At 60.0% G+C, this 10530-nt stretch carries 10 protein-coding genes; 3 read left to right on the top strand and 7 right to left on the bottom strand.

Annotated elements, in window-relative coordinates:
- Positions 1 to 124: 124 nt before the first annotated feature.
- The 6 genes from glgP to R6U20_RS05795 form a co-directional block, all read right to left on the bottom strand.
- Entirely contained in the window at positions 125 to 2191 is a 2067-nt protein-coding gene (gene glgP / locus R6U20_RS05820) for an alpha-glucan family phosphorylase (RefSeq protein ID WP_410336922.1), read from the bottom strand.
- A gap of 42 nt (positions 2192 to 2233) precedes the next feature.
- Positions 2234 to 2920 (bottom strand): SDR family oxidoreductase, encoded by a 687-nt coding sequence (locus tag R6U20_RS05815; RefSeq protein WP_410336921.1) that lies wholly within the window; start codon positions 2918 to 2920, stop codon positions 2234 to 2236.
- A gap of 42 nt (positions 2921 to 2962) precedes the next feature.
- Positions 2963 to 4420: a glycoside hydrolase family 13 protein gene (locus R6U20_RS05810; RefSeq protein WP_410336920.1), complete on the bottom strand. Its 1458-nt coding sequence runs from the start codon at positions 4418 to 4420 to the stop codon at positions 2963 to 2965.
- Positions 4421 to 4481: 61 nt separating this feature from the next.
- On the bottom strand, positions 4482 to 5507 hold the full coding sequence (locus tag R6U20_RS05805) for a ring-cleaving dioxygenase (protein WP_410336919.1): 1026 nt from the start codon (positions 5505 to 5507) through the stop codon (positions 4482 to 4484).
- A 73-nt stretch (positions 5508 to 5580) separates the two neighbouring features.
- Positions 5581 to 5985, bottom strand: coding sequence for a hotdog fold thioesterase (locus R6U20_RS05800; protein ID WP_410336918.1), 405 nt, complete (start codon positions 5983 to 5985; stop codon positions 5581 to 5583).
- Between the two features lie 504 nt (positions 5986 to 6489).
- Entirely contained in the window at positions 6490 to 7014 is a 525-nt protein-coding gene (locus R6U20_RS05795; protein WP_410336917.1) for a hypothetical protein, read from the bottom strand.
- Positions 7015 to 7345: 331 nt separating this feature from the next.
- On the opposite strand from R6U20_RS05795, the gene R6U20_RS05790 reads away from it, so the two are divergent.
- The 3 genes from R6U20_RS05790 to R6U20_RS05780 all read left to right on the top strand — a co-directional run bounded on the left by R6U20_RS05790 (position 7346) and on the right by R6U20_RS05780 (position 9110).
- Positions 7346 to 7663 carry a hypothetical protein gene (locus tag R6U20_RS05790; RefSeq protein ID WP_410336916.1) on the top strand — a complete coding sequence of 106 codons (318 nt, stop codon included), beginning with the start codon at positions 7346 to 7348 and terminating at the stop codon, positions 7661 to 7663.
- A gap of 86 nt (positions 7664 to 7749) precedes the next feature.
- Complete coding sequence (gene lipB / locus R6U20_RS05785) at positions 7750 to 8544, top strand: lipoyl(octanoyl) transferase LipB (RefSeq protein WP_410336923.1); 795 nt, start codon at positions 7750 to 7752, stop codon at positions 8542 to 8544.
- Between the two features lie 206 nt (positions 8545 to 8750).
- Positions 8751 to 9110, top strand: coding sequence for a hypothetical protein (locus R6U20_RS05780; RefSeq protein WP_410336915.1), 360 nt, complete (start codon positions 8751 to 8753; stop codon positions 9108 to 9110).
- 616 nt (positions 9111 to 9726) lie between these two features.
- Here the strand turns inward: R6U20_RS05780 and rho are convergent.
- Positions 9727 to 10530, bottom strand: an 804-nt coding sequence (gene rho, locus R6U20_RS05775; protein WP_410336914.1) for a transcription termination factor Rho, incomplete at its 5' end; no start/stop codon positions are given.

Below are 10530 nucleotides of genomic sequence, written 5' to 3'. Positions count from 1 at the left end.
CTCAAGGCGCCCATCCCACCCTTCGACTACAACAAAAAGAGGCCCCCCATAGTCGGAGGGCCTCTTTTCTTGTGTGCCTCATTAGGTTTACCTCAGCAGAGAGGCAATATCTGGATGCGGTGTCTTACACCTGCTCCACCGGCTGGCGATACATGGTGTTGACATAGTCGATAACCATGCGCTTGGCAGAGAACGCAGGCGGAAGCCCGGTTATGGCCTCGCGCATGCGGTTGACCCACGCCGTTGGAATGCCGTCGGCGTTGCGTGTGTAGAACTCGGGTACGACCGAGGTTTCGAGCTGCGTGTACAGCGACTCGGCATCGCGGGCATCTTCTTTCTTCTGCCCTTCAGGACCGCGCGGTGCAAACGTGCCGGTAGGCTCCGGGCCAATGGCCCAGCCGTTCGTGCCGGTGTAGCCCTCGGGCCACCAGCCATCGAGGACCGAGAGGTTGAGTCCGCCATGCGCCGCTACTTTCTGGCCGCTGGTGCCGCTGGCCTCCATGGGGCGGCGCGGATTGTTGAGCCATATGTCAGAGCCAGACACGAGCATGCGGCCCACCTCCATGTTGTAATTTTCAAGCATCAGCACGCGTCCGCGGAAGCCGTCTTGCTGGCTGATCTCGTAGATTCGGCGGATGAACGCCTGTCCGGCGTCGTCGGCGGGGTGGGCCTTCCCGGCAAACAGAATCTGGATGGGCCGCTCCGCATCGGCGAAGAGGGCGCGGGCGCGGTCCAGGTCGGTGAAGATGAGCGGGGCGCGTTTGTACGTGGCAAAGCGCCGTGCAAACCCGATGGTTAGCGCGTCGGGATCGAGGTCGGCCTCCATCTCCAGCGACTGATGCGCCACGTGGTCGGTGGCGTAGTTCAAGAGCCGAGCGCGCAGCTTCGAGCGATACGCCCAGAGCGTAGCGTCATCCACCTCGGCGAGTGGCGCCCAGAACGCGGATGTGTGGCGCTCGTGGGCCCAGTCGCCCTCAGTGTGCACCGCCAGGAAGTCGCGCGCGGGTGCAGCCGTCCATGTGGGCAGATGCACGCCGTTGGTAATAGACCCAATAGGCACGTCGTCGACCTCCAAGTCCGGGTACAGGTCGTCCCACTGCTGCTGCGCCACGCGTCCGTTAATCTTGGACACGCCATTCGCTGCGCGCGATAGGTTGAGGCCGAGCACCGTCATGACGAATTCTTCGGTGTCGTTGTCGGGGTCGACGCGCCCGTAGGCAGCCAAGTCGTCGATGCTCAGCGGGTGCTCGCTGGCGTATCCGGCCATCTCCGTATCGAACAGCTTGGGCGCAAAGCGGTCGTGGCCTGCGGGAACTGGCGTGTGTGTGGTGAAGACCGACTCCTGGCGCACCGCAGCTTCGGCTTCGGTCTGCGTGTGGCCTGTTTCCATGAGTTCGCGCATGAGCTCAAACATGAGAAAGGCGCAGTGCCCTTCGTTAGCGTGATACATATCGGGCTGGTTGCCCAGCGCGCGCAGCAGACGCAGTCCGCCCACGCCCAGCACGAGTTCTTGCCGGATGCGTTCGCGGTCGCCGCCCTGGTACAGGCGTCGCGTAAGCCCGCGCAAGGACTCGGGGTTGCCTTCATGGTCGGTGTCGAGCAGGTAGAGAGATACGTGGCCGAGTTTGGCCTCCCAGGCTTGTACCTGCACCGTAGCATTGCCAAGCGGCACTGACACGCGCAGCGGCTCCACATCGGGGTTGGTAACCAGCGAGAGCGGCTGCTTCCCGGGATCGAGCGGGGGGTAGTTGGCTTGCTGGTTGCCGTTTTCGTCGAACGACTGATGGAAGTAGCCTTCGCGCAGCAGCAGCCCAACAGCAGTAAAGGGAAGGCCCAGGTCGGCGGCGGCTTTGGTGTGGTCGCCCGCCAGCACGCCAAGCCCGCCCGAATAGAGGGGCATGCTTTCGTGCAGGCCGTACTCCATACAGAAGTACGCCGTCTCGGGTGCGTCGCTGATCTCGGCAGGGGCCTTCATGTACGCCTCAAAGGCCTCGTACACTGCATCAGCCTCGTCTGCAAGCTCCGGATCGGCAAGGCGCTCCTCACTGGCCGCACGCAGCGCAGCATGTGGGCTATTGCCTGCCGCAGCAAAGGCTTCTGGATGCACCTGTTCAAACAGCGTGCGGGCGCGAGGCGTCCACGTCCACCAGAGATTGTTGGCAATGGCTTCGAGTTTTTCCGTTGTGGTCATAAGGCAACAAAAGGCAAAGACAAAATGGCGTCGAAAGAGCCGTTACGTGGCGGCGTACACCTTAAGGGCTTGAATGTGCCCCCGGGCGGTGCGCGTAGCGGCGTGTAGCATGGTTTCGGCAAGTTCTTGGGGGGCCACCCAGGTGCTTGGATCGCTGTCGGGCATGGCCTCGCGGTTGGCAGGCGTGTCCACAACCCCCATTGGGTAGAGCGTAGAAACGCGTACGCCCTCGGAATGCAATTCGGCATGAAGCGACTTCAGATACGCAGCCACAGCCGCTTTTGAGGCGGCGTACAGCCCGGTGTTCGCGGCCCCGTTTTCGGCAGCAGGGGCCGACACGCCCAAGAGGAAGCTTTCGCTGTGCGACTGCATGTGCGGAAGCGCAGCACGCGCCGTGTTAAAGAGCGTACGCATATTCAAGTCCATCATATGAGCGTAGTCCGCATCGGTCGCCTCGGTGGCTGCTTGCATGGCGAATCCGCCTGCAATAGCAAGCACGGCGTGAGGCGCTTCGTGCTGGTTGGCCATGCCGTCGAACGCGGTGCGGGCCGCATCGATGTTGGTAAGGTCGGCCTGTGCCACATACGCGCTGGGGTAGTCGGCACGCAGGGCGTCTACCGCATCGGCATCGTAGTCGAACAGGCCAAGCTTCCACCCAGCATCCGCAAACACGCGGGTCGTGACCGATCCAATGGCACCAGCGGCACCGGTTATAGCTACAGTAGGCATACAATCAAACAGTTGGTTGTTGGGGGGATGCGAAGGATGTACTTATGCAGCAGAGGCTGGACTCATCCACACAGCCGCGCTGTGTTCGGGCAGTTGCACAGTGGGATCTAAAGCGTGGAGTCCGGCGGTGCGGTCGGGCGGCCACACGGGTTGGTAGGTGGCGTGGTTCAAGGCGGGGGCCGGCATGGTGAGCGTGGCCAGCGTATCCGCCGTGTTGAAGGCAATGAGAGCCTCGCGCTCAGCCGTCTGGCGCCGAAATACCACCTGTCTGTCGGTAGTGTGTAGCACTTCGACGCGGCCTGTACGCAACACGGGGTTCTCGTGACGCAGCGCGGTAGCTTGCTCGTAGAACGCCAGCAGGTTGGTGTGCCAGGCCGACTCGTCGTGCCACGGAAACGCCTCGCGACAATGCGGATCGCCAGCGCTCTGTAGGCCAATTTCGTCGCCATAGTAGATGCAAGGCGCACCGGGCATCGTCATCTGAAAGAGCACAGCCATGCGCAGTGCCGGGACCGACCCGCCCAGGGTGTGCAATGCGCGTGGGGTGTCGTGGCTGTCGAGCAGGTTAAGTTGGGCGTGCTGAATGGCACGCGGATAGCGCGTGAACGTGTTCATCACCTCTTGGGCAAACTGCTCGCCGGTGCGCGGCGCAAAGTCAAAGTGTCGATGATCGAATCCGTGGATGGTGTCGTGGGCTACGAACCCGAAAAGCGAATCGATGAACGGATAGTTCATAACCCCGTCGAACTGGTCGCCTTGCAGCCAGCGGTCGGCGTGTGTCCATATTTCGCCGCAGAGGTACGCGTCCGGATTCACGGCTTTTACCTTCGTGCGAAAGGTGCGCCAGAAATCGGGATCGTCGATCTCGCCCGGTACATCCAGGCGCCATCCGTCAATGCCCTGTTCCACCCAGTGGGTCGCCACATCGAACAGGAAGTCGCGCACGGGCGGATGATCGGTGTTAAACTCGGGCAGCCCACGCAGGCCCGTCCAGCTGTCGTAGTTGGCCGGCTCACTTTCGGGGCCGTACGGACGCAGCGGCTCGCCGTGCAGATGAAACCAGTCAGCATAGGGCGATTCGATGCCATTTTCGAGCACATGATGGAACGGCCAGAAGCCGCGGCTGGCATGGTTGAACACCCCGTCGAGGACCACGCGCATATCGCGTCGATGTGCTGCGTTGAGCAGGTCGTGCAGCGCCTCGTTTCCCCCAAGTAGCGGGTCTACGGTGTAGTAGTCGTAGGTGTGATATCGGTGGTTGGCCGCCGAGGCAAAGATCGGATTCAGGTAGAGCGCCGTAACTCCCAGATCCTGCAGATAGTCGAGGTGCTGAATGATGCCATACAGATCGCCCCCTTGAAACCCCTGCTCTTCCGGCGGATGCCCCCAGGGATGTAAGGTTACTGCTTGTTGGGCTTCTACATGCCCGCTTCGTGCAAAGCGATCGGGAAAGATCTGATAGAATACGGCATGTTGAACCCAGTCGGGCGGAGTAGGCATGGCAGCAACGAGGGGGGTAAAATGAGGCAATTTAATGCTACAAACGGGCGGCGTAGCTGGCTCAATACACCGGTGGATTGGCATCCGGATCGGCGGTAGGCGGGGCTTTGAGGACAGTCCGGTCGAGATCTGGAAGCGCAACAGTCAGGTCGCTGCGGCGGTCCTCCAACTGTTCGGGCACTTGGAGTGCATGGCCCAGCGTGTCGAACGGCTCGTCGACCATGAAGCCGGGGCCATCAGTAGCAATTTCGAATAGGGCGCCGCCAGTGCGTGTCGGATCCTGAAAGTATATTGATTTAAAGTAGGTACGGTCGCGCACTTCGCTCACCTGGAAGCCCTCGTGCATGAGTCGCTCACGCCATGCGTGCTGCGCCGCAGCGGTAGGTACACGAAATGCAATATGGTGCACCACACCTGGGCCTCGTGTGCCCGTTTGGCTGGGAGGATGGCGATCTGAAAGGTCCACAAAGCGCCCGGCACATGCCCGAGGCGCTTGCAGCGAACGGCGGCTTGGAGCTTTCATGCGACGCAGCCCGTCTTCGTCGTGCATGAGCGACCAGCCCAACACATCCGCAAAAAACGACGTAGACGCGTCTAAGTCGGGGACCGGCAGTGTAACGCTGTGCAGGCCCTGCAATGCCGTGGTAGATTGAAAGGGGGCGGCGGGTGTCCACGGCGTAGTGGTGCCGTCAGGCGAAGGGACCAACGCACACGACGTAAGGTCGTGCGCTTGGAATCGCAGCATGGGGGTGCCAAAGCGATGGGTAAGGACCGGCGTGTAGCCCAACTCGCCGAGGCGGGTGCGCCAGAAGGGCAGGGCATCGGGCAGAATGGAGAACGCAACTGGTGCAGGCACTCCCAATCCCGCTTGTCCTGGTAACGAACGGGGCTGCGGAAAGACCGTGAGAAGCGTGCCAGGGGTGCCTCGCGCATCCCCGAAATAAAGGTGATGCATAGTCGGGTCGTCGAAGTTGACCGTCACCTTAACAAGGCGCAGCCCCAAAATCCCGGCATAAAAGTCAATGGCTGCTTGGGCTGTACCGGTGATTGCCGTGATGTGGTGGAGGCCAGCAAGCGGAGCAGGCATAGGCAACGAACGGTTGAGACAAGCAAACCAGTGGAGGCCCTTAACGGGGGCCTGGTTCAAAAGAGCGCACAGGCTACACGTTAGAGAGAGTAACGACAGCAAGCGTGCAACGGCTAACGCAAACGAGGCGGTCCGCCGTATCCCGGATTTTTACGTCCCACACATGCGTGCGGCTGCCCACATGCAAAGGTTCGGCCACGGCGTACACGGTGCCTTCGGAGACGGCCCGAACGTGGTTGGCATTGATTTCGACGCCAACGGCTGTCTGGCCTTCAGGTGCTGCCAGGTAGCCGCCCACGCTGGCTGCGCTCTCGGCCAACACAACACTTACGCCGCCATGCAACTGCCCAAACGGCTGGTGATGGTCGGGGGTTACGGGCATCTGCGCCTCAACCCGCGTTGCCGTGAGCACGTCGAATGAGATGTCGAGCAGCTCGGCTGCACCGCCCATCGACGGCGGCAGGGGTTTTTCGGGCATAGACAAGCGCGGAAGTAGGTGCGTCGGAATCGGGGTACGGTCCTGTGCTGAGGCGGCACTGTGAGCGTAGTGCACAATATCTCCAGCACGTTAAGAATAGCAGGTACACAGGCAAGGTGCAAGGCGCTGCGCAAGCCATTGTACTGTGTGCATAGTCATGCCGCCCTCTAGTTGCTCCGCCGACCGTCTGTTATGCCGTCGGACATACGCAGTTGCGGAGCACACACGTCTGGAGCAAGTGCGCATCTCCGCATTCCGTTCTGATTACCCCAACGCAAAAAGGCATCCCGGCTGTGCCAGGATGCCTTTTGGGAATGGGAAAGCTTGTTTTGTGCCTGTGCTTCGACACGGCACAACGCGCACGGCGCGCTGCACCGGTCTCTACGTCCTACACACAGTACCAGACTTGGCCGATCGCCAGTAGATTGCGGGAGCCACTACCTCAAGCGCCGTTCAAGCACGTCTTTGGAGGCTGCACGCGTACCCCCAAGGGGGCATTGGCTACTAATCGTCGTCACTGCTGGCGGTTTGTTCGCCTTGGTTGTTAACGGTTTGGAGAATCATGCGCATCTCTTCGCGGTCGGGCAACTCAAACGTTTCATCTCCAATGTCAACCTGCACCTCCTCGGCATTGGCCATGCGTGTGAAGATCGACTGGGAGTAGACCGTTTCCGCAACCTCCATAATCTCATCATCGAGCACCCGCGTGCGCATCGTCACATCCAACGGCTGAATCTGCTGCCCATCGATGGTGATGTAGACGTTGTCCGCATCCGACATGCTCGTTTCTTCATCGGTAAACCCGTAGAAGATGATCATCCAGCGCTCACGATCGAGCGAGGGATTCGACACATATCGTGGCATATACGCGCCATAATCACCGGCGTACGTGTCGATCCAGAGGTCATTCATATCATCGCTCGCCACACGATACTCACCGGTAATATCGCTCACCTCCTCGGTGATCTGTGCCGAACTGATCGGCGTCCATAATAATGAAATAGCAAATAACAGTACCCAACGATACATAAGACCAAGGGGCTTTTTTGAAAGAACCAACGCGTGCAGACGCTCATCCTTACACCTGAAAGCGCTTTTATGCCTGCCTTTCATAGTAAGGACACAAACAGAAAATGATCCCAACCCTGACCAAATTATTCGCCAGTGGCGCATATCAGATTGCGCACCTGGATGACGAGCCGGGACATTCGTTCAGAGTGCCACAGTCACATTGTGCTGTTTTTCCTACGATTGCCTGCAACTGTTACTGTCTCGACACGACTATACAAGCCATAGAATCGCTACCCCGTCATTGTCATTCGCGTACCCCAACATATATTTCACAGACAGTATGCATGCCATGACCATCGATGATCAAGCCCGCACTTTACTGGAGCCTCACGGCCTCGACCGTGCCCACGTGCTCGTTGGTGCCAAAGCGCTCGCACAGCAGATGATTGAACAAAGTGCTGCCACCGAGCATCCGCTCAAAAGCCTGGTGTACGACGTATGGGGTCTCTATAACGACGGCCAGCCCAAATGCCGTCTCACCACGGCCGATGATGGCGAACTCGTGTTTACCGCGCAGTTCCACACCGAAGATGAAGACGTTCACACAGTGAAACGCCGCACTGTATCTGTCGAGGAGTTAGAGCGTCTCTGCAACCCCCGGGCATAGCCTTCCCCCACGAACCGCCCCGTCCATCCCCCGTTTGAAGCGCACACTGTCGCACAAACGCTGTCCTCTGTTCACCACCCGCCCCTATCGTGTCAACCGAACCCGTTGTTGTGTGCCAGTTGGGGCAAGTGCCCTACGCAGCTACGTGGACCCTGCAACAGCACATGCAAGAGGCGCTCATTCAAGCAAAGCGTGCCACCCCTCGGCGCTCGCCGCCGCATGTGTTGCTGCTACTGGAGCACCCACACACCTACACACTGGGCAAAAGCGGCCAGGCCGACCACCTGCTCCTCTCCGAAGCCGCCCTCGATGCCCTCGGCGCTACGTTCCACCACATCGACCGGGGGGGAGACATCACCTACCACGGCCCCGGACAACTTGTGGGCTATCCGCTCTTCGATCTTGACCGCTTCTCAACCGATTTGGGCTGGTACCTGCGCACGCTCGAAGAAGTCGTCATCCGCACCTGTGCCGACTACGGCGTAACCGGCACCCGCGTCGACGGGCGCACCGGCACATGGATCGGCCCCGACGCCCACGGCCCCGAACGCAAAATCTGCGCTATGGGCGTCCGATGTAGCCGCTGGGTCACCATGCACGGCTTTGCGTTCAACGTCACCACCAATCTCGACTACTTCGACCACATCGTGCCATGCGGCATCCGCGACCGGGGCGTCACCTCGCTCGATGTTGAGCAGCCCGATGCTGTTTCGGTGGATACCGTAACCCCTGCCCTGCTCCGGCACCTGGTCGCCACCTTCCAGGCCGACCTTACCCATCTTCAGGGGGCGGATGCCTGGGCCTACCTGCGCAACTGGCTTCCCCAAACAGCCCACGCCTCGCTCAACACGCTTGCTCCAACGCACGCAAAGTCGTCTTAGAGTATGTATTCAGGGGAAGCATAAAGCCCGGCAACAACCCCGAGCACCCATCGCAGTCCCCGCCACGCCCAATGTTGCTTTTAGGGCGATTATCTCACTGGCGACAGCAACAGCCCTAACGTGCATTTGGAATCAACGCGTGTGTCTGCTACCTTACACGTCCTAACACCCTTGCCCTGCTTTCACCTACACGCCCCCGCATCCCAATGGCCGACTTCGACGCCGAAAACTTTACGCTGCGCCTTCTCACCGAAACGCTTTTCTACGATACCGAATACGGCATTGTGGGCGTACTAAGCCTGGTGGATCCGGCCAAGGAACGCGAGGAGTACCTGGCCTCCTACTCGCCCGAAGACGACACCTTCCTCATCGAAGAGGCCACGGCCTGGGAGTCGGAAACCGACCTCGACAACGAGGAAGACGACGTGCCCTATACCCTTGCCATCGACAGCACCGTGTACGACGCATACGACTTGCCTGAAGAGGCGGCCATCGAGCTCCTCACGCTGGCCGCCCAGCATGGGCTCCTGCCCAGCTTTACACCCTACTACGAAGACATATCGTAGGAAAGCACGAGCAGGGGCCGCACTGCCGGATCGCCCCCACAGCACATCGGATTTTGGGGAGGCGGGTGGATGGTTTTCTCGTTCACCTGTTCGCTTTTCCAGATACCAACAAAGCTACCGGGGTTGGCATACCCGCAGACAGCCAGCGCTGTGCGAAGCGCCTATCCCTACTGCTGTGTCAACCCTTATTTTGATGGTTGTCTTGCAATCACCCTCCCACGAAGCCTGTCATGGTGAGCGCAGTCGAACCATCTCCTCGTCATTCAGAAGATCCGGCGGGACAGGGGATCCTGCCCACCTCGGGGGAGATCTTTATTCACTGCGTTCATCAGTCGCTTCGCTCGTGTCAGGACTCCGCGTCTCCTTGGCGGAGCCGCTTCGCTCAAGATGACAGCATGTAAGAGAGGTGCGCGACTCCCCCAAGATTGACCTGTAACACAGCACTACAACCCCTTCATAAGAAAGCGGGGCGCCACAGCAATGGGGCGTCCCGCTTTCTTCGTTGTCCAATATTTGACGATTTCGTTCTGCGATTGCCGGAGCTCATTTTTTATAGACCCCAACAAGCCCTCTGCAGCAATGCCAATCGCGTGGGTACGCGCTCGAATCCGGGCGGTTAGGAGTTCATCTGCTCCAGGAACTCTTCGTTGCTCTCGGTGCCCCGCATCTTATCGAGCAAGAACTCCATTGCCTCGCCCGGATCCATGTCAGCGATAAGCTTGCGGATGATCCACACGCGCTTGAGCGTGGCCTTGTCGAGCAGCAGTTCCTCGCGGCGCGTGCCCGACTTCAGCAAGTCAATGGCTGGATAGACACGGCGGTCGGCCATTTCGCGGTCGAGCACGAGCTCCATGTTGCCGGTGCCTTTGAATTCTTCGAAGATCACCTCATCCATGCGGCTACCCGTGTCGATGAGCGCCGTACCAATGATGGTGAGCGACCCACCGTCTTCCACCTTGCGTGCAGCCCCAAAAAAGCGCTTGGGTCCGCGCAGCGCACCGGCTTCTACCCCCCCCGAAAGCGTGCGGCCCTGGCTTGGCGCCACCGCGTTGTGCGCCCGTGCCAGCCGCGTAATCGAATCGAGCAGGATGACAACATCCTGTCCCGACTCAACAAGACGCTTCGCTTTAAGCAGCGTCGTTTCGGCCACCTCCACATGACGCTGGGGCTCACGGTCGAAGGTCGATGCAATGACCTCGCCCTCCACGTTGCGGTCCATGTCGGTTACCTCCTCGGGCCGCTCGTCAATGAGCAGCACAAGCAGATGCGCATCGGGATGGTTGTGGGTTACGCCATCAGCAATCTTCTGCAGCAAGACCGTTTTACCCGCTTTGGGCGGAGCTACAATCAGGCCGCGCTGCCCCATGCCAATGGGCGCAAACAAGTCGAGCACGCGGGTGCCAAACTCGTCGGATTCGGT

The organism is Longimonas sp. (assembly GCF_046498435.1).
In the GTDB taxonomy this organism is placed as follows: Bacteria; Bacteroidota; Rhodothermia; order Rhodothermales; family Salinibacteraceae; genus Longimonas.
Note: the sequence above shows the minus strand (reverse complement) of the source record. Positions and strands in the feature narration are given on the sequence as shown.